This window comes from Methylobacterium sp. 88A (assembly GCF_000376345.1).
Classification (GTDB): Bacteria; Pseudomonadota; Alphaproteobacteria; order Rhizobiales; family Beijerinckiaceae; genus Methylobacterium; species Methylobacterium bullatum.
Map to the genome: position 1 here is coordinate 3408762 of NZ_AQVT01000001.1, position 21898 is coordinate 3430659.

Below are 21898 nucleotides of genomic sequence, written 5' to 3' on the forward strand. Positions count from 1 at the left end.
ATCCCTCGACTATCCGCCCTGCATGGCGCGCACGATCTCGACCTTGTCGCCCTCGGCCACCGGGGTCGTCTCCCAGTCGCGACGGCGGATGACGGTGCCGTTCAGCGCGATGGCGATGCCCTGCGGGCTCTCGATCCCCGTCTCCTCCGCCTCGACCCGGAAGAGGGCCCACAGGTCCGCCGCCTCGACCTCGCGCGGGTGCCCGTTGATGGTGAGCCTCATGCGAAAGCCCTCCTCTCGGCCCGCGCGGGCCGCCGGAACCGGGCGAGACCGAAGCCGCGCGCGAAATCGGGCAGTGCGCCGGTGGTGAGAAGGGCACAGACGGCGTCGGCCGTGGCGGGAGCCAGAAGGTATCCGTTGCGGTGATGGCCGGTGGCCGCCACGAGGCCGGGCGCCAGGGTGTCGATGATCGGCGCATCGTCGTCCGAGGTCGGCCGGAACCCGCTCCAGACCGCCTCGACTTCCATCTCCTCGATGCCGGGCAAGACACGTCGCGCCCCTTCGAGGAGCGCGTAGAGACCGCCGGCGGTGACGCCCGGAACGAAGCCGCAATCCTCCACCGTGGCCCCCACGATGAGATGGCCATCGGCCTTCGGGGCCATGTGGACCTGTTCGGTCCACACCATGTGCGAGAGATTGCCCGTCCGGGCCGTGGTCTTCAGCGCCAGCGACTGGCCGCGGATCGGCCGAACCGGCAGGGCGAGGTCCTCCGGCAGGAGGCCGGCCTCCCCGCTCCATGCGCCCGCCGCGAGAATCACGGTCCCGGCCGATGCGGTTCCGCGCGGCGTCGCGACGCCCCGGACGCGCCCCCCCTCCCAATCCAGCGCTTCCGCCGGACATCGCTCGACGATGGTCACTCCGGCCGCCTGGGCCGCGCGGGTGAGCGCCGCCATGACGAGGGGCGGGTCGACCTGATGATCCTCCGCGCAGAACAGGCCGGCGGTGACCGAAGGGCGAAGGGCCGGCTCACGGGCACGGACTTCCGTCCCCGACAGCCAGCGGGCGGTGAGGCCGGAGCGGATCTGGAGGTCGTGCCGAAAGCGCAGGCGGTCCACCTCGTCGCGGCCGATGGCGAGGACGAGGGTTCCCTCCTCCCGGTAATCGATGCCGATACCGGAGGCGGCCTGGAGTTCATCGCGAAAGCCCGGCCAGCGCGCCAAGCTCATGAGGGCCAGGGGAAGCAGCGGATCGGAGCCCGGCTCGTGTTCCGCCGCAGGCGCGAGCATCCCCGTGGCCGCGAGACTCGCCCCGGCGCCCACGGTGTCACGCTCGATCACCGTGACGGTGAGACCCGCCCGAGCCAGGCGCCATGCCGCGGACAGGCCGATCAAACCGGCGCCGACGATCACGACGTCGCTTCGCGCGGGCAGTGCGTTGCCGTCGACGACGAGACCGGTGGACCGGCGCGATAGGGTATTCGGGGTGGCTGAGACGTCCAAGGGAAACCTCCGCGATGATCCGCAGAGATTGGTGTCCTTCAGCTTCCGATCCGAAGCGTGCCGGGCTTCCTTGAACAGAAAACCCACGGTCCAATCCCTACGCCGGTATGAGCCGGTTCAGGTTCGAAGGATTTCCGCGCCGCGCGAACACGAGGTCCACGCTCATCGGTTTCTCAGCCCCTTGACGGGGATCTCCCTGGAACATCCCAGATGTGGGCAAGGACCACGCTCCGGTCAATCCCCGCCGACGCCGTTTGATATGCCAGCCGGTGTCAGAGTGCCGCCGGTGTCCGCCCCGGCCGGTAGACGCCCATCGATTCGGCGAACCCGTCGAGCGCGTGCTCGCCGAGGGATTCCGATTCGTCCCAGAGGAAATCGACGAAGGGCTTCGACATGAGGAGCGGTTCGCCGAGGACCTTGTTCAGGCGTGCGAGGCGGCTCGCCAGATTCACGTCGCGGCCGATGACGGTGAAGTCGAGGCGCGCGCCGGAGCCGACATTGCCGTAGGCCGCCTCCCCGTGGTGGAGCGCGATGCCGGCAACGACGGGCTGCGCGAAACGCCCGGTGGCATTCGCCTCGTCGAGGGCGGAGAGGGCGGAACGGGCGGCGATGAGCGCGCCCTTGGCGGCTCCGCCGAGATCGTCGCCGCGCTCGCGGAAGATCGCCAGCAGCCCGTCGCCGAGATATTTCAGAACCTCGCCGCCCTCCCGCTCCACCGCCGGCACCAGGCAATCGAAGAAGATGTTGAGGAGGTCGACGGCTTCCTCGGGCGTCATGTCGGCGGAGATCTGGGTGTAGTCTCGCATGTCGGCGAACAGGATGGCCGAGCGGATGCGCTTGACCTGCCCGCGACGGATGTCGCCGGACAGGATCGCCCGGTGCGGCTCGTCGCCCACATAGATGCGCAGGACCTGATCCAGCGTCTTGTTGACGATCCGCATCTCCATCACCGCAGCCAGGGTCGGCATGACGAACCGAAGTATGGCGATGTCCTCATCGCGGAATCCGTCCGGGGCGCGGGTCGCGAAGGTGATGCCGTTACGCGAGCCGTTGGTGAAGAACAGCGGCGCCACGATGTAATGCGTGTAGCCCCCAGCCTTGAGATCGCCGATGATCGAGTATCGCAGATCATCCGCGTCGTTCAGGTCGACCATCAGCCATTCGCCGGTCTCATGAACGGTGAAGAACGGACTGTCGTGATACGCCTTGTCGGACGCTTCCCCGTGCGGAAACAGGCGCACGGTCGATCCGCTCTCGGGGGTCCAGAATCGACCGACCCCGGAATACTCGGAATGAAGCGTGTCGATGGCGGTGGATGCCCGGTGGACGGGAACGCCGAGGGCGATCAGCCGCTCGGACATCCCCGCCAGGAGGTCGTCCGCCTGCGGCAGGCGCGCCCCTTCGATCAGGAGCCAATCCCTCAGGGCGACACATTCCTGCAGGGACCCGAACGGCACGTCGTTCGCCTCCGACCCATCCGCTTCGGCAGTCGGCGAGGGATGAGGCGGGCCAAGATCGAGCATGATGCCAAAGTGGGTCGGAGGGGCGCGGGCGGCAACGGGTGCCGCCACGTTAGTCACCAGGTCCGACGGTCAATATCGTCCCATTGGTGCCATGATAAGGTGAAAATGACCAATACCGGCTCATCATGACGCCGAGATTCTATCCCCCGTCATCGGAACCACCCATGCCTATCTCACCCCGTGCCGTCGCCCTCGTGATCGCCATGGCGCTTGCCGGGGCCGCGCAGGCCGGTCCCGTCCTGCTTCCCGCCGCCAACACACCCGTGCAGGCTCCCCCCGCATCGCGGGACGAAGCCGGCATTCCGACGACGTCGAGCTTTTCGGAGTCCAACGAAGCCAGCAGCCGGCGTCAGACGGTCTTCAACGAGCGGATCGCCCGTCGCGGGGAACGGGCCATCGCCTCTCTCTGCACGGGTTGCAGGACGGATGGGTCTCGACAGAAGCAGCGCGTCGCCGGGCGCGTGACCCCCGTGGCGGGCGCCGTCATGCCCGACGCCGAAAGCATCTATTCGCGCAAGCGCGGCTTCGATCCGGCCCGGGCAGGGAACCAATGAGGGATCGGGGGCGACGTGTAGCCTCCCCTGGCGTGAAGACGTGAGCTGAAACGACAATGGCGCACCCTTCGGTGCGCCATTGTCGTTTCAGATAGACAGTCCCTCGTCACGAAGGAGAGGGCCGGTCCGCCCTCAATTGTCGAGGAAGCTCCGCAGCTTGCGCGAACGGCTCGGGTGCTTGAGCTTGCGCAGCGCCTTCGCCTCGATCTGGCGGATACGCTCGCGGGTCACCGAGAATTGCTGACCGACCTCTTCGAGGGTGTGGTCGGTGTTCATGCCGATGCCGAAGCGCATCCGCAGCACGCGCTCCTCGCGCGGCGTCAGCGAGGCCAGCACGCGAGTGGTGGTCTCGCGCAGGTTCGACTGGATCGCCGCATCGATCGGCAGAACGACGTTCTTGTCCTCGATGAAATCGCCGAGATGCGAATCCTCCTCGTCGCCGATGGGCGTTTCGAGGGAGATCGGCTCCTTGGCGATCTTCAGGACCTTTCGGACCTTCTCCAGAGGCATGGCCAGCTTCTCGGCCAGCTCCTCGGGAGTCGGCTCGCGGCCGATTTCATGCAGCATCTGGCGCGATGTCCGGACGATCTTGTTGATCGTCTCGATCATGTGCACAGGAATGCGGATGGTGCGCGCCTGATCGGCGATGGAGCGGGTAATCGCCTGCCGGATCCACCAGGTCGCGTAGGTCGAGAACTTGTAGCCCCGGCGATACTCGAACTTATCGACGGCCTTCATCAGGCCGATATTGCCCTCCTGGATCAGGTCCAGGAACTGCAGGCCGCGGTTGGTGTATTTCTTGGCGATGGAGATCACGAGGCGGAGATTGGCCTCGATCATCTCCTTCTTGGCCTGACGGGCTTCGCGCTCGCCCTTCTGGACCATGTTGACGATCTTGCGGTACTCGCCGATCTCGAGACCGGTCTCGGAGGCGAGCGTCAGGATCTGCTCGCGCAGGTCGGCGACCTGCTTGGCGCCCTTCTCGACGAGGTTCTTCCAGCCCTTGCCGCCGAGCTTGCCGACACGCTCCATCCAGTTCGGATCGAGCTCCCAGCCCTGGTAGTGGCGCAGGAACTCGTCGCGGGCGACGCCGTGGCTCTCGGCATAGCGCATGAGGCGGCCCTCATGGCTGATGAGGCGCTTGTTGATGTCGTAGAGCTGCTCGACCAGCGCCTCGATGCGGTTCGAGTTCAGGGACAGCGACTTCACGTCGGCGACGACGGTGTCCTTGAAATCGGACTGCTTCTGGCTCTGGGCGGAGGTCTGCGTGCCGCCGCCGGCCTTCAGGTCGGCATGCTCGTTCTGGAGCTTGCGCAGTTTCTTGTAGTTGTTGGCGATGTTGTCGAACGTCTCGAGAACGCGCGGCTTGATCTCAGCTTCCATCGCCGCGAGCGAGACGTTGTTCTCCATGTCGTCTTCGTCGTCGCCGCCCTCGGCGGGGATCGGTGCCTCCGCCTCGGCCTCGTCGCCGTCCTCACCCTCGGTGAGTTGCGGCGCGTTCTTGGCGTCCGGGCCGGCATAGGTGGCTTCGAGATCGATGATGTCGCGCAGGAGCACGCGGCCGTCGACGAGCTCGTCGCGCCAGATGATGATGGCCTGGAACGTCAGCGGGCTCTCGCAGAGGCCCGCGATCATGGCTTCGCGGCCGGCCTCGATGCGCTTGGCGATGGCGATTTCGCCCTCACGGGAGAGAAGCTCCACCGAGCCCATCTCGCGCAGGTACATCCGCACCGGATCGTCGGTCCGGTCGGTGGGCTCCTTGGCCGTGGTCTCGCGCACGGCGAGGGGTTTGGTCGGCGCGATCTCGGCGACTTCCGTCCCCTCGGCGGCCTCGTCGTCGTCGGAGGCTTCGCCGTTGGCCGGCTTCTCGCCACCGGCATCCTCGGTCTCTTCCGCCTCGACGACGTTGATGCCCATCTCGGAGAGCTGCGACAGCACGTCCTCGAGCTGGTCCGGATCGGACTGGCCCTCGGGCAGAACCTCGTTGATCTCCTCGTAGGTGATGTAGCCGCGCTTCTTGGCGAGCTTCACCATCCGCTTGACCGAGGCATCGGTCAGATCGAGGAGCGGTCCGTCCGTCTGTTGCTCAGGAGCAGCATCCGTTTCGTCCCGTTCCGTTGCCTTCGTCGCCATGGTCCGCCTATTGTTGCCCTGGTCGCGTTGAGCGGGAGCGTTCGGCTCACTCCGCGTCGTCCACGCCGCCATTCTCTTTGATGTGCGGCGCGCACGATGCGACCGCGTCGATATCTCATGTCCCGGTCTACAATCGCTACGCTTGACCGACTGTTAACCATGTGCCGCGAGCGGCACCCTAAATTCCGGTTCGTCGCGGTTACGCGGCCGCCGTATCGTCCGATTCTGGCACTTCGGCGTCCGCCTCCGCCCCTGCGACCACGGCCATACGTTCCTTGACGTCACATAGCCAAGCGAAGTTGGCCTCGGATCCCTCCTCGGCCAGTGCTCTCTCGGCAGCGCGAAGTTCGCTATTTAGCGCGCCAGACTTCCGGTGCAAGATCACGGCCTGACGCAATGCGTCTTCCAGACGCATCCGATCCGCATGCGAATCGAGTGTCCAGCGGTCTCCCGGACGAACATGGGTCGCAAGACGCGTGGCCGCGCCATCGAGCCCCGCCCTCCGCAATCGGCTCTCCAGAACCTCCACATCGGGCTGATCGGCGTCCGCCGCCTGGTCCAGCAGGAGGGACCGCAGCGCCTGCGCGTCGGGATCGTCGAGTTCCAGAGCCGCCAGATCCTCGGCTTCTATCCCCAACAATTCCGGGTGGGCGAGGAGACTGGAGACGATCATCGCCTCGCGATCCCTGAACATAGCCGTCCCGCCGGAGTTCGTCGACCCGGCGAAGAGCGGATTGAACTTCGTGGTGATTCGCGGCGAGGGCGGCGGGTCTCCCGGCCTCGGCTTGCGCTGGAACGTCGAGCCTCCTCCGCTCCGGGGCTCGTAGCCGGTCCGGCGCTGGCCACCGCCACCGCCTCCGGGAGAAAGGGCGCGCAGGCGTCCCTCGATCTCGTCCTTGTAGAACCGCCGCACCGTCTCGTCGCGGATCGAGGCGACCATCTCGCGCAGGCTCTTGGCGAGGCCGGCCTTGCGTTCGGGCGTATCCGTCGGCGTCGATTCGGTGGCGCGCGACCACAACACCTCCACGAGGGGGCGGGCTCCGTCGAGCACCCGGTCGATGGCCGAGGCGCCGGCCGAGCGGAGCAGGTCGTCGGGGTCCTGCCCTTCCGGCAGGAGGGCGAAACGAAGCGACTTGCCCGGCGTCAGCCCCGGCAGCGCCACGTCGAGGGCCTTGAACGCCGCGCGCTGGCCGGCGCCGTCGCCGTCGAAACACAGGATCGGCTCGTCGGCATGGCGCCAGAGCAGCGCCAGCTGTTCCTCCGTCAAGGCCGTGCCGAGGCCGGCGACGGCGTTCGGGTGTCCGGCCATGGTCATGGCGATGACGTCGACATAGCCTTCCACGGCGATGATCGTCCCGCGATCATGGGCGGCCTTGCGGGCGCCATGCAGGTTGTAGAGCACCTGCCCCTTGTGGAAGAGCGGGGTCTCCGGCGAATTCATGTACTTCGCCTTGGCGTCGGCCTGCATCGCGCGCCCGCCGAAGGCGATGACCCGGCCCCGGCTGTCGGTGATGGGAAACATCACCCTGTCGCGGAACTTGTCGAAGGGGACGGCGATGTCGTCGCCGCTGACGAGCAGGCCGAGTTCGGCCATCAGCTCCTTGTCCACGTCCTTGGCGGCCAAGTGGTCGCGCAGTCCGTAGCGCTCCGACGTGGCGTAGCCGAGCCGGAAACGCGAGCGGACCTCGGGGCCGAGTTCGCGCCGGTCGAGATAGGCGCGGGCGCTGGTGCCGAGGCGACCCTTGAGCTGGTCCTCGTAATAGGCGGCCGCCAGTTCCATGACCTCGAAAGCGCCGGTGCGCTTCGTCTCCATCTCCCGCGCATCGGCGCTGGGCGCGGGCAGGGTCACCCCCGCCTCCCCGGCCAGGCGCTCCACCGCCTCGGGAAAGCTGAGGCCCTCGGTCTCCATCAGGAAGGTGAAGACGTCACCGTGCTTGCCGGACGAAAAGCAGTGATAGAACTGCTTCTGGTCGTTGACGTAGAAGGACGGGGTCTTCTCCGAATTGAACGGCGACAGGCCGCGCCACTCGCGGCCGGCCTTCTTCAGCCGCACGCGCCGCCCGACCACGTCGGAAGCGGGAAGCCGCGCCCTGATCTCTTCGAGGATGTGGGGTGGGTAACGCACGGGTGAACCAGACCTTTGCAGGCCGGCAGTCTAGCCTACAGCGTTTAAGGAGTCCCGAACGCTTCGACGCATCCATCGCGCATGCCTCGGACCGGACCGTGACGAGTGGGCCTCGTCACCGTCCGGTCCGATCGGCGCAAGTCTTCAAGCCTTGGCGTTGAGCACGTCCTTGACCAGACCGCTCGCTCTGCCGAAATCCATCCGGCCGGCGAACTTGCCCTTCAGGGCGGCGATGACCTTGCCCATGTCCTTCGGGCCGGCCGCGCCGGTCTCGGCCACGGCGGCCTCGATGGCGGCGCGGGTCTCGGCCTCGTCCATCTGCTGGGGCAGGTAGCCCGCGATGATCGCGGCCTCGGCCCGCTCGGTCTCGGCGAGCTCGGGGCGACCGCCCTGGTCGTAGACGCCGGCCGATTCGTTGCGCTGCTTGATCATCTTCTGCAGCAGGGCGAGGATTTCCTCCTCGGAGGCCGGCTCCTTGCCGAGGCCACGGGCCTCGATGTCCTTGTCCTTCAAGGCGGCCTGGATCATCCGCACGGTGGCGAGTTTGGCCTTGTCGCCGGCCTTCATGGCCTCCTTCATCTCGGTGGTGAGGCGCGCGCGCAGCATGGTCGTCTCCTGAAAATCGTCTTTGCGGAATGTCATAGCTGGGCTCTGCGCCCGGATGGTCTGCGAATTGCTGTGATCGGCCGACCGAGGTGGTTGAGCCGGTCGGGAACAGGGGCCACATTGACCCCATCACGGCCCGCTCGTTATGAGCGCCGCACAATGCGCCACCCGCACGCGCCGTCGCACCGGCGTCGATGGGTCGGCCGGACATAAGCGAGATCGCGACGATGCTGCAAGACGAAGGCGCCCCGGCGCAATCCTCCTCCACGCCCGCACCCTGGGCCGAGCCCGTCGCGACAGCCCTCCTCGTGCTGGCCGACGGCACCGTCCTCGAAGGATTCGGCATCGGCCAGACCGGGGCCGCCGATGGCGAGGTCTGCTTCAATACGGCGATGACCGGCTACCAGGAGATCCTCACCGACCCCTCCTATGCCGGCCAGATCGTCACCTTCACCTTTCCGCATATCGGCAATACCGGCACCAACGACGAAGACCTGGAGAGCCTCGACGCGGCCCCCGCCTCCGGCGTGCGCGGCGCGGTCATCGCCTCGGCCGTCACCAACCCGTCGAGCTGGCGCTCGTCGAGCCATCTCGACGCATGGCTGAAAGCGCGCGGCATCGTCGGCATCACCGGGATCGACACGCGGGCGCTCACCGCCCTCATCCGCGACCACGGCATGCCCAACGCCGTCATCGCCAACGATCCGGAGGGCCGGTTCGACCGCGAGGCACTCAAGGCACGCGCCGCCGCCCTCGCCCCGATGGAGGGTCTCGACCTCGTCCCGCCCGTCACGAGCCGCGAGACGTCCGACTGGTCGCAGACGACCTGGGCTGTGAAGGGCGGCTACGGCAGCCGCCAGATCGGCGAGGGCCTCAAGGTCGTCGCCATCGATTACGGGGTGAAGCGCAACATCCTGCGCCTGCTCGCCGAGGCCGGCTGCGATGTCACCGTCGTGCCCGCCACCACCTCCGCCGCCGCGATCATGGCGATGAAGCCCGACGGCGTCTTCCTGTCGAACGGTCCCGGCGATCCGGCCGCCACCGGCGAATACGCAGTCCCGGTGATCCGCGAGCTTCTGGACGAGAAGGTGCCGACCTTCGGCATCTGCCTCGGACACCAGCTCATGGGCCTGGCGCTCGGCGGACGCACCGTGAAGATGGCTCAGGGCCATCACGGGGCCAACCACCCGGTGAAGGACAAGACCACGGGGAAGGTCGAGATCGTCTCGATGAACCACGGTTTCGCCGTCGATCCGGCCAGCCTGCCCGAGACGGCGGTTGAGACGCATATCTCGCTGTTCGACGGCTCGAATTGCGGTCTCACCCTCACCGACCGCCCGGCCTTCTCGGTTCAGCACCACCCGGAAGCCTCGCCGGGCCCGCGCGACAGCCACTACCTGTTCGAGCGGTTCGTGGCGCTGATGCGCAGCGGCAAGGCGGAGACGGTCCCCACCACCGCCGCGTAGGGCCGTATCGCTCGCCGCGCCGGGCACAATTTTGCGCGTTCCAACGAGCCCTGGCGGATCGCCGCCGGGGCATTCGCGTAATGGTTCCCGCGCCCGTCACAAAAAACCCGGCTTTGACCGGCACTCCCCGAAGCCAACGACGATTGGCACGGTGACGCCGCCGCGACGATCGTCCTGCTGCCATGAGCACGGGGTTTTCCACATGACGTTCGACGACGCGCGCGATGATTTTTCGCGCCTGCATCGGGTCTTCACGTTCCATCTCGGCGTGGGTGTCGCCCTCGCCTGGATGACCGCCCTGTATTCGGCCTGCTACGCCCCCTGGGTCCGCAACATCCGCGCGCTCATCGACCCGACCGGCGGCGCCCAGACCGTCGAGAGCACCTGGTCCTTCCTGTTCGTGCTGCCCGTCGTCCTCACCGTCGCCTGGCTCAGCCTGTTCTTCGGCCGCGAGATCCTGCGCCGCTCGCAGACCCTGCCCAACGTCGCCCTCGAATTCGCCGCCGCCGCCGCCGTGGCCTTCGGCGTGTTCTATCTCTCCATCGATCGCGCGGTGGCCGCCCTCTATATCGGCCTCTGACGGCACAACGCGGGAGGTCGGAGGCGGCTTGGCGCCGCCTCCTCTCTCACGTCACTGAACCTGGGCGAGCAGGGGCTCGAACCGCTTGGCGGCGAGCTTGTTGTGCGTCACCGCCTTCGCCGCTTCGAGGTTCTCCGGCTTGTCGCCGACCACCACCACGGCGATCATGCCCATGAGGTAATGCGGCGAGCACTTGATGCCGTAGACCCCGGGCTTGTCGAACTTGACGACCTCCTCCTTGCCCAGGACGGTCTTGAAGGTCTCCGCCCCCTCGGGCGCCATGCCCTTGATCAGCTCGGCATTGTGCCCCTTGTCCTGGGGGACGAACTTGATGCTGTCGCCCGGCGCCAACTTCACGAAGGCAGGGTCGAAGACCATCATACCACCCGGCCCGCTGTTGAGGGTCTTCACGGTGATCTCGGCGGCGAAAGCGGCTGGGCCGGCGGCGATGCACAGGGCCAGCGTGCCCACGAGCGTTCCTAGCTTTATCATTCTTATCCTCGATTTAGTCTTGTTCGAGATCGACAAGGCGCCGATCGTCTCAATTACACGGCTCCATCGAGGGCGCAATATTTCGTATCTTCTTAGATTTATAGTTATTATATTTTGATTGTCTTTGGCGGCGGACCGGCGGCCCTCCGGGGCGGGCACAATCGACGCCAAGCCTCTCGGCGCTCTTCCAAAACCCTCCCGCCGCGTGTAGACGCGAGCGCTAACGATCATTCACGCCGCTCGCGTCCATATCCGGCCCGCTCCAGATTGTGGCGCCGCGCTTGACGGATGCGCGCGTCCGCAAGCCAAGGCGCCCGATGCCGAAACGCACCGACCTCTCCACGATCCTCATCATCGGTGCCGGTCCGATCGTGATCGGGCAGGCCTGCGAGTTCGACTATTCCGGGACGCAGGCCTGCAAGGCGCTGCGCGAGGAGGGTTACCGGATCGTCCTGGTCAATTCGAACCCGGCGACCATCATGACCGACCCGGACATGGCGGATGCGACCTATGTCGAGCCGATCACGCCGGAGATCGTCGCCAAGATCATCGAGAAGGAGCGCCACGTCCTTCCCGGCGGCTTCGCCCTGCTGCCGACCATGGGCGGCCAGACGGCCTTGAACTGCGCCCTTTCGCTCAAGAAGCTGGGCATCCTCGAAAAATTCGACGTCCAGATGATCGGCGCCACGGCCGAGGCCATCGACAAGGCCGAGGATCGGCAATTGTTTCGCGACGCGATGACCAAGATCGGCCTGGAAACGCCGAAATCGGCCGTCGCCAACGCGTCCGCCGCCAAGAAGGTGGATCGCGAGAAGTACCTCGCCGAGATCGCCCGGATCGAGACCTCCACCGACGAGGCCGCCCGCCCGGCCGCCCTCGCGGCGTTCGAGAAGAAGTGGCATGCGGGCGAGTCCGACCGGCGCAAGCGCTACGGCGAGCATGCCATCGGGCAGGCGCTGATCGCGCTGGCCGAGGTCGGCCTCCCGGCCATCATCCGCCCCTCCTTCACCATGGGCGGCACCGGGGGCGGCATCGCCTACAACCGGGAAGAATTCCTCGACATCGTCGAGCGCGGCATCGACGCCTCGCCCACCAACGAGGTCCTGATCGAGGAGAGCGTCCTCGGTTGGAAGGAATACGAGATGGAGGTCGTTCGCGATAGACACGACAACTGCATCATCGTCTGCTCCATCGAGAACATCGATCCGATGGGCGTCCATACCGGCGATTCCATCACCGTGGCCCCAGCCCTGACGCTCACGGACAAAGAGTATCAGGTGATGCGTGACGCATCGCTCGCGGTGCTGCGTGAGATCGGCGTGGAGACCGGCGGCTCGAACGTGCAGTTCGCCATCGACCCGGCCACCGGCCGGATGATCGTCATCGAGATGAACCCGCGCGTGTCGCGCTCGTCGGCGCTGGCCTCCAAGGCCACGGGCTTCCCCATCGCCAAGGTCGCGGCCAAGCTCGCGGTGGGATACACCCTCGACGAGATCGCCAACGACATCACCGGCGGCGCGACCCCGGCCTCGTTCGAGCCGACCATCGACTACGTCGTCACCAAGATCCCGCGCTTCGCCTTCGAGAAGTTCCCCGGCGCCGAGCCGACGCTGACCACGGCGATGAAGTCGGTGGGCGAGGCCATGGCCATCGGCCGTTGCTTTGCCGAATCGCTGCAGAAGGCCCTGCGCTCCCTGGAGACCGGCCTCACCGGCCTCGACGAGATCGAGATCGAGGGGCTCGGCAAGGGCGACGACCACAACGCCATCAAGGCGGCCCTGGGCACACCGACCCCTGACCGTCTCCTGAAGGTGGGACAGGCGCTCCGCCTCGGCGTCAGCCACGAGGAGGTCCACGCCTCGTGCAAGATCGATCCGTGGTTCCTGGAGCAACTCCAGGCGATCATCGACCTGGAGAACCGGGTCAAGGCCCACGGCATCCCCACCACACCCGGCGCCCTGCGCCAGCTCAAGGCGGCGGGCTTCTCGGATGCCCGCCTCGCGGTGCTCGCCAAGACCGACGAGGACAGCGTCCGCGCCGCCCGCCGGGCGCTGGGCGTCCGCCCGGTGTATAAGCGCATCGACACCTGCGCGGCCGAGTTCAAGGCGCCCACCGCCTACATGTACTCCACCTACGTGGCCCCCTTCGCCGGCGCCGTGGTCGACGAGGCGCAGCCCACCGACGCCAAGAAGGTCATCATCCTCGGCGGCGGCCCCAACCGCATCGGCCAGGGCATCGAGTTCGACTATTGCTGTTGTCACGCCTGCTTCGCGCTCACCGAGGCCGGCTATGAGACGATCATGGTCAACTGCAACCCGGAGACGGTCTCCACCGACTACGACACCTCCGACCGGCTCTATTTCGAGCCGCTGACGCAGGAGGACGTGCTCGAAATCATCGAGACCGAGCGGCAGGCCGGCACGCTGCACGGCGTCATCGTCCAGTTCGGCGGCCAGACCCCGCTGAAGCTCGCCCGCGCCCTCGAAGCGGCCGGCGTGCCGATCCTCGGCACCTCACCGGACGCCATCGACCTCGCCGAGGACCGCGACCAGTTCAAGCGGCTCCTCGACAAGCTCGGGATGAAGCAGCCGAAGAACGGCATCGCCTATTCCGTCGAGCAGAGCCGCCTCGTGGCCTCCGATCTCGGCCTGCCCTTCGTGGTGCGCCCGAGCTACGTGCTAGGCGGCCGCGCCATGGCGATCATCCGCGACGAGGTCCAGTTCGCCGACTATCTCCTCGACACCCTGCCGAGCCTGATCCCGTCGGACGTGAAATCGCGCTACCCCAACGACAAGACCGGCCAGATCAACACGGTGCTGGGCAAGAACCCGCTCCTGTTCGACCGCTATCTCTCGGATGCCACCGAGATCGACGTGGACGCCATCTGCGACGGCAAGGACGTCTACATCGCCGGCATCATGGAGCACATCGAGGAGGCCGGCATCCATTCGGGCGATTCCGCCTGCTCGCTGCCCTCGCGCTCGCTCTCGCCGGAGACCATCGCCGAGCTGGAACGCCAGACCAGGGCGATGGCGCTGGCCCTGCAGGTCGGCGGCCTGATGAACGTGCAATACGCCATCAAGGACGGCGCGATCTACGTGCTGGAGGTGAACCCACGGGCATCCCGCACGGTGCCCTTCGTCGCCAAGGTCATCGGCGAGCCCATCGCCAAGATCGCGGCGCGCGTCATGGCGGGTGAGCCGCTCGCGAGTTTCGGGCTCGAGCCCAAGGTCCTCGACCACATCGCCGTCAAGGAAGCCGTGTTCCCCTTCGCCCGTTTCCCCGGCGTCGATGTCCTGCTCGGACCGGAGATGCGCTCCACCGGTGAGGTCATCGGCCTCGATTCGAGCTTCGGCGTCGCCTTCGCCAAGAGCCAGCTCGGCTCGGGCACCCTCGTGCCGAAGAGCGGCGCGGTGTTCGTCTCGGTCCGTGACGCCGACAAGGCCCGCATCCTGCCGGCCATCCGGGAGTTGTCTGAGGCCGGTTTCGTCATCGTCGCCACCAGCGGGACGCAGCGCTACCTCCTGGAGAACGGCGTCCCGACGGAGCGGGTGAACAAGGTGCTGGAGGGCCGGCCGCACGTGGTCGATTCGATCAAGAACGGCGACATCCAGCTCGTGTTCAACACGACGGAAGGCGCAGGCGCCCTGGCGGACTCGCGCTCCCTGCGCCGGGCGGCCCTCTTGCATAAAGTGCCGTACTACACCACTCTAGCCGGAGCGATGGCGGCGGCCGAGGGGATCAAGGCCTATCTCGAGGGTGATCTCCAGGTGCGCGCCTTGCAGGAATACTTCGCGGCTTAACATTTGATGTGGTGTCCGTCTTGACGGACACGGCAGATGCCAAGCTTCAAGACCATCTTACTCTGGCCCGGAGGGAGCGTCCCGCTCCCGACCGGGCCTATTCATTGTGGCGCGAGACGATGACGATAGACAAGGTTCCGATGACGGTGCGCGGGTTCGCTGCGCTGGAAGCCGAGCTGAAGCATCGCCAGCAGGTGGAGCGTCAGCGCATCATCCAGGCCATCTCCGAAGCGCGGGCGCTCGGCGACCTCTCGGAGAATGCCGAGTATCATGCCGCCAAGGAGGCCCAGTCCCACAACGAGGGGCGGGTGATGGAACTCGAGAGCATGATCGCCCGGGCCGAAGTCATCGACGTCACCAAGCTGTCGGGCACCAAGATCAAGTTCGGCGCCACGGTGAAGCTCGTTGACGAGGATACCGAGGAAGAGAAGACCTACCAGCTCGTCGGCGAGCCTGAGGCGGATGTCCGTTCGGGGCTGGTCTCGATCACCTCCCCCATCGCCCGCGCCCTCATCGGCAAGGGCGTCGGGGACACGGTGGAGGTGACGACCCCCGGCGGCGGTAAGTCCTATGAGGTCGTCGCGGTCCAGTACGGCGTTTGACGCCCGAGGCTTCGAGCATGCGCCAGACCGTATTTCGCCGGTCCGTCACGGGCTGGCGGCGGGCATGGATCGGCCTCGTCGCCGTCCTGGCCATGGCGTCCCCTGCCCTGGCCGAGGGTCTGTCGTCCTTCGGCGCCACGCGGCTGTCGGCGATCCGCGTCGATGTGGGACCGCTCCTGGCGGAAGGCGGCGGCGCCCCGGCGGAAGCCTTGCGTGACGATCTCCTCGGCGCGCTGAACCGCGAATTCGCGGACAGGATCGGGGGCGCCGGACCGGTTCTGGTGGTGAGGATCAAGAGCCTGTCGCTCCGGCCCTATACCGGGAGCGAAGGAGGCCGCAGCGGCTTCGGCGGCGGCTCGCAATCCGATTATCTCGACGGGGAAGCCCTGATCGTCGGTCGACGCGGCGAGGTGCTGGCCCGGCATCCGCAGCTCTCCGCGCTGCCGTCGAGCTCGGGCGGGGCGTGGTACGATCCGGATTCGGAACGTCGCCGCGTCGCCGCGATCGCACAGCATTATGCCGGCTGGCTGCGCCGGGCATTTCCGTCGAACTGACGCCGCCATGTCGATATCGGGAGCGTCCGGCGTGATGCGATCTGCTGGAGAGAAACTCGGCACCGGCCATGCCCCCGATCTCGCTCATGTGGGAGCGTGGATCGTCACCGATGGCAAAGCCGGTGACGAGAACCAGTGTATCGGCCTCGCGGAGACCCTCGGCCTCGATTTCGAGATCCACCGCGTCACGCCCCGTCCCCCCTTCGGCTGGCTCGCCCCGTGGGGACCGATCGACCCGCGCGACCGACCCGGCCATCGCGGCGGCGCCCTGGCCGGCCCGTTTCCCGAGATCGTGATCGCCTCGGGACGCCGCGCGGTCCCCTATCTCCGCGCGATCCGCAAGGCGTCGAAGGGCCGGACCTTCACCGCCTTCCTGAAGGATCCCCGGACGGGGCACGACACCGCGGATTTCATCTGGGTGCCGGATTACGACGACCTTCGCGGGCCGAACGTGTTCACGACCCTGACGGCGCCGCATCAGGTGACGGCGGCGCGGCTGGCGGCGGCGCGCCGTTCCCCCGATCCGCGCCTGATGCAACTGCCGAAGCCTCGCGTCGCGGTGCTGATCGGCGGCGACAGCCGCCATCTCAGCTATCGTTCCGCCGACATGAAGCGGCTGCTCGCCAAATTGACGAAACTCGCCGATGGCGGATCGTCGCTCATGCTTACGGTGTCCCGCCGGACGCCGCCGCCCCTGCGGACGGCGCTCCAGCGCCTCGTCGCGGAGAAGGGCGGCTTCTTCTGGGACGGCTCGGGGGCGAACCCCTACGTCTCCCTGCTCGCCCTCGCCGACGCCATCGTGGTCACGTCGGATTCGGCCAACATGGTGGGAGAAGCGGTGAGCAGCGGTGCGCCGGTGCTTCTCTTCGATCTCCCGAAGACCTACATCCGGCACAGGCGGCTCTTTGCCGGACTGGCGATGGCGGGCGCCCTGAAGCCCTTCACCGGTCGTCTGGAAGAGTTGCATTACACCCCCCTCGACGCGACACCGGCCATCGCGGAAGCTCTGGCCCGTGCCTTTGTCGAGCACCGCGCCGGGCTGGCACCTGCGCCGCGGCCGTAGGAGACGTCCGAACCATGGCCCCCCACCATTCCAAGCTCATCATCATCGGCTCAGGCCCCGCCGGCTACACCGCCGCGATCTATGCCGCCCGCGCCATGGTCGAGCCGCTGCTGATCTCCGGCTTCCAGCCCGGCGGCCAGCTCATGATCACCACCGATGTCGAGAATTATCCGGGCTTCGCCGACCCGATCCAGGGTCCGTGGCTGATGGAGCAGATGCGGCTCCAGGCCGAGCATGTGGGCACCAAGATCGTGTCCGAGTACATCACCAAGGTCGATCTGCAGGCGCGGCCGTTCCATCTGGAGGCGGATTCCGGCGAGACCTACACCTGCGACGCCCTCATCATCGCCACCGGCGCGCAGGCGAAGTGGCTGGGCCTTCCCTCCGAGGCCAAGTTCCAGGGCTTCGGCGTCTCGGCCTGCGCCACCTGCGACGGATTCTTCTTTCGCGGCAAGGAGGTGGTCGTCGTCGGCGGCGGCAACACCGCCGTGGAGGAGGCGCTCTATCTCGCCAACCTCGCCGCGAAGGTCACGGTGGTGCATCGCCGGGGCGAGTTCCGTGCGGAGCGCATCCTCCAGGAGCGCCTGTTCAAGCATCCCAACGTCGAAGTGGTCTGGCATCACGCGATCGAGGAGATCTGCGGCACCCAGTCACCGCCTTCGGTCACGCATCTGCGCCTGAAGGACGTGCGCTCGGGCACGATCACGGAGCTCAAGGCGGACGGTGTGTTCGTCGCCATCGGGCATCAGCCGGCGACGGGGATTTTCGAGGGACAGCTCGCCATGCGCCATGGCGGCTATATCGAGACGAAGCCGGGCACGACGGAGACGGCGATCCCCGGCGTCTATGCCGCCGGCGACGTTGCTGACGATGTCTACCGGCAGGCGATCACCGCGGCAGGAATGGGCTGCATGGCGGCTCTGGAGGCCGAAAAGTACATCGCGGCCCTCGAACTCGGCGAAACCCCACAGCAGGCTGCAGCGGAATAGGGAAATCTTTGTTCGGCGCCTTGCGTCGGGCATCAACCTAATCGCAAGATCGTTGTCCTAAAACCAGCACGAGCCGAGTTTCATCGGCTCCGCGTCCCATGTTGCCCGGCCGAACCGAATGAAACGGCGGCCGGGCACGCCGAGACACGGCAAGGGCCGATGCCTGACCGTACAGGGTCCGGCATCGGGCGACCGGCTATCGGCACGGGGCTGCGTGAGGGGGTTGGACGCCGTGGACTGGGACAAGATCCGGATCTTCCTCAACGTCGCCGAAGCCGGCAGCTTCACGCGTGCCGGCGACGATATCGGCCTGAGCCAATCGGCGGTGAGCCGGCAGATCAGCGCCCTCGAGCGGGAGTTGAAGGCCCCTCTCTTCCACCGCCATGCGCGGGGCCTCATCCTGACCGAGCAGGGCGACCTGCTGTTCCGGGCGGCGCGGGACATGAAGCTGCGCCTGGAGAACACCAGGGCGCGTCTCGTGGAGACGAGCGAGCGGCCGAGCGGCGACCTCAAGGTGACGACGACGACGGGCCTCGGCACCTCGTGGCTCGCCCAGCGCGTCGCCGAGTTCCTCGACCTCTATCCCGACGTGCGCGTCGAACTCATCCTCACCAACGAGGAACTCGATCTCGCCATGCGCGAAGCGGACGTCGCCGTCCGGATGCGGCGCCCGGCCCAGCCCGACCTGATCCAGCGGCGGCTGTTCACGGTCCACTACCATGCCTTCGCCTCGGCCGATTACGTGAAGCGGTTCGGCGAACCCAAGGCGATCGCGGATCTCGACAACCACCGCCTCGTGTCCTTCGGCGGCAACGAGCCGTCCTACCTGCTGGCGACCCACTGGCTCTCGACGGTGGGCCGCGAAGGCCAGGAACGGAGGACGATTCACTTCACGGTGAACAACATCGCGGCCCTGCAGAACGCGATGGAGACCGGTGCCGGCATCGGCATCCTCCCCGACTACGCCGTGGAGGGGCAGACCGGCCTCATGCAGGTGCTGCGCGACGTCGAGATGCCGCATATGGAAAGCTACCTCGTCTATGCCGAGGAGATGCGCTCCGTCGCCCGGGTGCAGGCTTTCCGCGACTTCCTCGTGGCCAAGGCCCAGCGCTGGACCTACTGACCGGCAGCCCGCTCAGACGAACAGGCGCTCGTTCTCGAGACCCTTGTAGAGCCCGGCCACCTGCTCGCCGTAGCCGTTATAGATCAGTGTGGGCACTCGCTGGTCGGTGCCGAGCACGCGCTCCGAGGCCTGGCTCCAGCGGGGATGCGAGACCGCCGGGTTCACATTGGCCCAGAAGCCGTATTCCGAGGCCTGCAGGCCTTCCCAGAAGGTCTTCGGCCGCTCGGCGACGAAGGACAGCTTCACGATCGACTTCACCGATTTGAAGCCGTACTTCCACGGCACCGCGAGGCGGATCGGCGCACCGAACTGGTTGGCGAGCGGCTTGCCGTAGATGCCCGTGGCGATGAAGGCGAGGTCGTTGTTGGCCTCCTCCATCGTCAGTCCTTCCACATAGGGCCAGGGGTACAGGAACGAGCGCTGCCCCGGCGCCATGGACTTGTCCATGAACGTCTCCATGCGGAGGTACTTCGCGCCCGATGACGGCTTTGCCAGGGCCACGAGCTTCGAGAGCGGGAAGCCCGTCCAGGGCACCGACATCGACCAGGCCTCGACGCAGCGGTGGCGGTAGAGGCGTTCCTCCAGGCCCATCTTCCGGACGAGATCGTCGATCCCGATCTCGAACGGCTTCTCGACCAGGCCGTCGATCTTGAGGGTCCAGGGCCGGGTCTTCAGGGCGTTGGCAGCCGGCAGCACGGTCTTGGACGTACCGAACTCGTAGAAGTTGTTGTAATCTGCCGAGAACTTCTCGGCCGTCAGCGGACGGTCCAGCGTATAGGCCTCGTTGCGCGCGGCGGGGTAGAGGCCGCTCGTCGGGTCGGCGGCGGCGAAGGCGCCCTCGACGCCCACGAGGGACGTCGCGGCGAGGCCGGCGGCGCCGCCGAGCAAGGCGCGGCGGTTCAGGAACACGCTCTCGGGCGTGGCGAGGCGCTCAGGCATTTCCCAGCCGCTATGGCGCTTGATGTGCATGTGGCGTCCTCGAACAAGGATGGGGATGGCCGCACAGGGCGGCCTTGTCCCGCGAAGATCGGCCCCGCCGCCCATCCGTGCAAGCGGGGCCTATCGTCACCGTTCGGCGAGACGCCGTCGCCGGTTACATCGGCGGGTTCGTTAGGGGCGCGGCGCCGCGTCGCGCAGGGCCCGGCGCAGCACCTTGCCGACATTGGTCTTCGGCAGCGCGTCGTGGAAGACGACGCGCCTCGGCACCTTGTAGCCGGTGAGCTGCTGGCGCGCGTAGGTCCGCAGCGCCTCGACGCCGACGCTGCTGTCCTTGAGCACCACATGCGCGACGACCATTTCGCCGGTCTCCTCGCATGGCGTGCCGACCACGGCGCATTCGAGCACGCCGGGATGGCCGACGAGGATCTCCTCCACCTCGTTCGGATAGACGTTGAAGCCCGAGACCAGGATCATGTCCTTCATCCGGTCGACGATACGCACCTGCCCGTCCGCCTGGAGGATTGCCACGTCGCCGGTGCGGAAATAGCCGTCACCGGTCGTCGCCCGCGCGGTCTCGTCCGGCCGCTTCCAGTAGCCCGCCATGACCTGCGGGCCGCGCACGCAGAGCTCGCCGGGCTCGCCCGGTAGGACGTCCCTGCCCTCGGCATCGCGGATCGCCACATCGGTGGAGGGAACCGGGAAGCCGATCGTGCCGGTCCAATCCGCCCGAGGGTCGTTCACGCAGACCACGGGCGAGGTTTCGGAAAGCCCGTAGCCCTCGACGATGGACTTGCCCGTGATCGCCTTCCACCTGGCCGCCACGGGAGCCTGCACGGCCATGCCGCCGGCGATGACGAAATGGATCCTGGAGAAATCCACCTCCGCGATCTTCGGATGGTTGTTGAGCAGGTTGAACAGCGTGTTCACCCCGGAGAAATGGGTGAAGCGGTTGCCCTTCAGGGTCTTCACGAACCCGTCCACGTCGCGGGGATTGGGAATGAGCAGGCAGCATCCGCCGATGCTCATGAATAGGAAGAAGCAGCCGGTGAGGGCGAAGATGTGATAGAGCGGCAGGGCCGTGACCATCACCCGGTCGACCCCGTCGGTTTCCGACACGGAGAACCAGACCCGGCACTGAGCCACGTTGGCGACGACGTTGGCATGGGTCAGCATGGCGGCCTTGGCGGCGCCCGTCGTCCCCCCGGTATATTGCAGGAACGCGAGATCCTGCGGCCCGACCGACACCGACGCCTTCGGCAGGCTTCGGCCGCGGCGCAGGACCGTCTCGAAGCGCAGCGTCTTACCCTCGGGCAGACGATAGGGAGGCACCGCCTTCTTGATGTGGCGCGAGACGAGATCGACGATCCGCCCCTTGAGGCCGAGCCCGTCGCCCGGTCCGGCGACGACGATACGGTCGAGGGCGATGTCGGCGCCCGCACTGGCGACGGTATGGGCGAAATTCTCGAGGACGAAGAGCGCCCGAGCCCCCGAATCGTTGATCTGAACCGTCAGTTCGCGCGGGGTATAGAGCGGGTTGACGTTGACCACGACGCAGCCGGCCAGGAGGATCCCGTAGATCGCCGCCGGATAGGCCGGCACGTTCGGCATCATGACGGCGATCCGGTCGCCCTTGCCGAACCCTTCGGCCACTAGCCAGGCCGCGATCGCGTCCGCGGAGGCGCCGAGTTCGGCATAGGTGATGGACTTGCCGAAACAGCGGATCGCCGGACGGGCGGCACATTCCGTCGTGCTGAGGCGCAGGATGTCCACGAGGGTGCGCCGGCTCGCGACGTCGATCTCGGCGGGTATGCCGGGCGGATACATGGAGAGCCATGGGCGCACGGAAACCGGTCCGGGGGCCGTGCCTTGGATCATCTCGATCCTCCCTCTGATGTGCGCGGCAGATT

The 21898-nt window shown here is 67.0% G+C and carries 18 protein-coding genes and 1 riboswitch; of the genes, 9 read left to right on the forward strand and 9 right to left on the reverse strand.

Annotation, left to right across the window (positions count from 1 at the left end; all coding sequences use genetic code 11):
* Positions 1 to 9: 9 nt before the first annotated feature.
* From thiS to A3OM_RS0116350, 3 genes are all read right to left on the reverse strand, one after another.
* Positions 10 to 222 (reverse strand): sulfur carrier protein ThiS, encoded by a 213-nt coding sequence (gene thiS / locus A3OM_RS0116340; RefSeq protein ID WP_018044842.1) that lies wholly within the window; start codon positions 220 to 222, stop codon positions 10 to 12.
* Positions 219 to 1439 carry a glycine oxidase ThiO gene (thiO, locus tag A3OM_RS0116345; RefSeq protein ID WP_081612747.1) on the reverse strand — a complete coding sequence of 407 codons (1221 nt, stop codon included), beginning with the start codon at positions 1437 to 1439 and terminating at the stop codon, positions 219 to 221. The genes thiS and thiO overlap by 4 nt, the downstream gene beginning before the upstream one ends.
* 76 nt (positions 1440 to 1515) lie before the next feature.
* Positions 1516 to 1646, reverse strand: a riboswitch (TPP riboswitch).
* A 65-nt stretch (positions 1647 to 1711) separates the two neighbouring features.
* On the reverse strand, positions 1712 to 2962 hold the full coding sequence (locus A3OM_RS0116350) for an adenylate/guanylate cyclase domain-containing protein (protein WP_018044844.1): 1251 nt from the start codon (positions 2960 to 2962) through the stop codon (positions 1712 to 1714).
* A gap of 164 nt (positions 2963 to 3126) precedes the next feature.
* On the opposite strand from A3OM_RS0116350, the gene A3OM_RS0116355 reads away from it, so the two are divergent.
* Positions 3127 to 3516, forward strand: a complete 390-nt coding sequence (locus A3OM_RS0116355; protein WP_018044845.1) for a hypothetical protein — start codon at positions 3127 to 3129, stop codon at positions 3514 to 3516.
* A 132-nt stretch (positions 3517 to 3648) separates the two neighbouring features.
* On the opposite strand, the gene rpoD is transcribed toward A3OM_RS0116355, so the two are convergent.
* The 3 genes from rpoD to A3OM_RS0116370 form a co-directional block, all read right to left on the reverse strand.
* Complete coding sequence (gene rpoD, locus A3OM_RS0116360) at positions 3649 to 5649, reverse strand: RNA polymerase sigma factor RpoD (RefSeq protein WP_018044846.1); 2001 nt, start codon at positions 5647 to 5649, stop codon at positions 3649 to 3651.
* Between the two features lie 199 nt (positions 5650 to 5848).
* A complete protein-coding gene (dnaG, locus tag A3OM_RS0116365) occupies positions 5849 to 7774 on the reverse strand; it encodes a DNA primase (protein WP_026176117.1) in 1926 nt (641 codons plus the stop codon).
* 144 nt (positions 7775 to 7918) lie between these two features.
* Complete coding sequence (locus A3OM_RS0116370) at positions 7919 to 8380, reverse strand: GatB/YqeY domain-containing protein (protein ID WP_026176118.1); 462 nt, start codon at positions 8378 to 8380, stop codon at positions 7919 to 7921.
* A gap of 227 nt (positions 8381 to 8607) precedes the next feature.
* On the opposite strand from A3OM_RS0116370, the gene carA reads away from it, so the two are divergent.
* Together carA and A3OM_RS0116380 are read left to right on the forward strand one after the other, a co-directional pair.
* Positions 8608 to 9846 carry a glutamine-hydrolyzing carbamoyl-phosphate synthase small subunit gene (gene carA / locus A3OM_RS0116375; protein ID WP_018044849.1) on the forward strand — a complete coding sequence of 413 codons (1239 nt, stop codon included), beginning with the start codon at positions 8608 to 8610 and terminating at the stop codon, positions 9844 to 9846.
* A gap of 202 nt (positions 9847 to 10048) precedes the next feature.
* A complete protein-coding gene (locus tag A3OM_RS0116380) occupies positions 10049 to 10426 on the forward strand; it encodes a hypothetical protein (RefSeq protein ID WP_018044850.1) in 378 nt (125 codons plus the stop codon).
* Between the two features lie 51 nt (positions 10427 to 10477).
* On the opposite strand, the gene A3OM_RS0116385 is transcribed toward A3OM_RS0116380, so the two are convergent.
* Positions 10478 to 10918 (reverse strand): pseudoazurin, encoded by a 441-nt coding sequence (locus tag A3OM_RS0116385; protein ID WP_026176119.1) that lies wholly within the window; start codon positions 10916 to 10918, stop codon positions 10478 to 10480.
* A 317-nt stretch (positions 10919 to 11235) separates the two neighbouring features.
* Here A3OM_RS0116385 and carB point away from each other — a divergent pair, with 317 nt between their 5' ends.
* From carB to A3OM_RS0116415, 6 genes are all read left to right on the forward strand, one after another.
* Positions 11236 to 14721 (forward strand): carbamoyl-phosphate synthase large subunit, encoded by a 3486-nt coding sequence (gene carB / locus A3OM_RS0116390; RefSeq protein ID WP_018044852.1) that lies wholly within the window; start codon positions 11236 to 11238, stop codon positions 14719 to 14721.
* A gap of 125 nt (positions 14722 to 14846) precedes the next feature.
* Positions 14847 to 15323 (forward strand): transcription elongation factor GreA, encoded by a 477-nt coding sequence (greA, locus tag A3OM_RS0116395; protein WP_187273304.1) that lies wholly within the window; start codon positions 14847 to 14849, stop codon positions 15321 to 15323.
* A gap of 17 nt (positions 15324 to 15340) precedes the next feature.
* Positions 15341 to 15877 carry a hypothetical protein gene (locus tag A3OM_RS0116400; RefSeq protein ID WP_018044854.1) on the forward strand — a complete coding sequence of 179 codons (537 nt, stop codon included), beginning with the start codon at positions 15341 to 15343 and terminating at the stop codon, positions 15875 to 15877.
* A 34-nt stretch (positions 15878 to 15911) separates the two neighbouring features.
* Positions 15912 to 16940, forward strand: a complete 1029-nt coding sequence (locus A3OM_RS0116405) for a mitochondrial fission ELM1 family protein (RefSeq protein ID WP_018044855.1) — start codon at positions 15912 to 15914, stop codon at positions 16938 to 16940.
* A gap of 14 nt (positions 16941 to 16954) precedes the next feature.
* Positions 16955 to 17929, forward strand: coding sequence for a thioredoxin-disulfide reductase (trxB, locus tag A3OM_RS0116410; RefSeq protein WP_018044856.1), 975 nt, complete (start codon positions 16955 to 16957; stop codon positions 17927 to 17929).
* 232 nt (positions 17930 to 18161) lie between these two features.
* The gene (locus A3OM_RS0116415) at positions 18162 to 19052 is read left to right on the forward strand and encodes a LysR family transcriptional regulator (protein ID WP_026176123.1); all 891 of its coding nucleotides are present in this window, start codon (positions 18162 to 18164) and stop codon (positions 19050 to 19052) included.
* A gap of 12 nt (positions 19053 to 19064) precedes the next feature.
* On the opposite strand, the gene msrP is transcribed toward A3OM_RS0116415, so the two are convergent.
* Entirely contained in the window at positions 19065 to 20021 is a 957-nt protein-coding gene (msrP, locus tag A3OM_RS0116420; protein ID WP_018044858.1) for a protein-methionine-sulfoxide reductase catalytic subunit MsrP, read from the reverse strand.
* A gap of 141 nt (positions 20022 to 20162) precedes the next feature.
* Positions 20163 to 21866, reverse strand: coding sequence for a long-chain-fatty-acid--CoA ligase (locus tag A3OM_RS0116425; protein WP_018044859.1), 1704 nt, complete (start codon positions 21864 to 21866; stop codon positions 20163 to 20165).
* Positions 21867 to 21898: the final 32 nt, after the last annotated feature.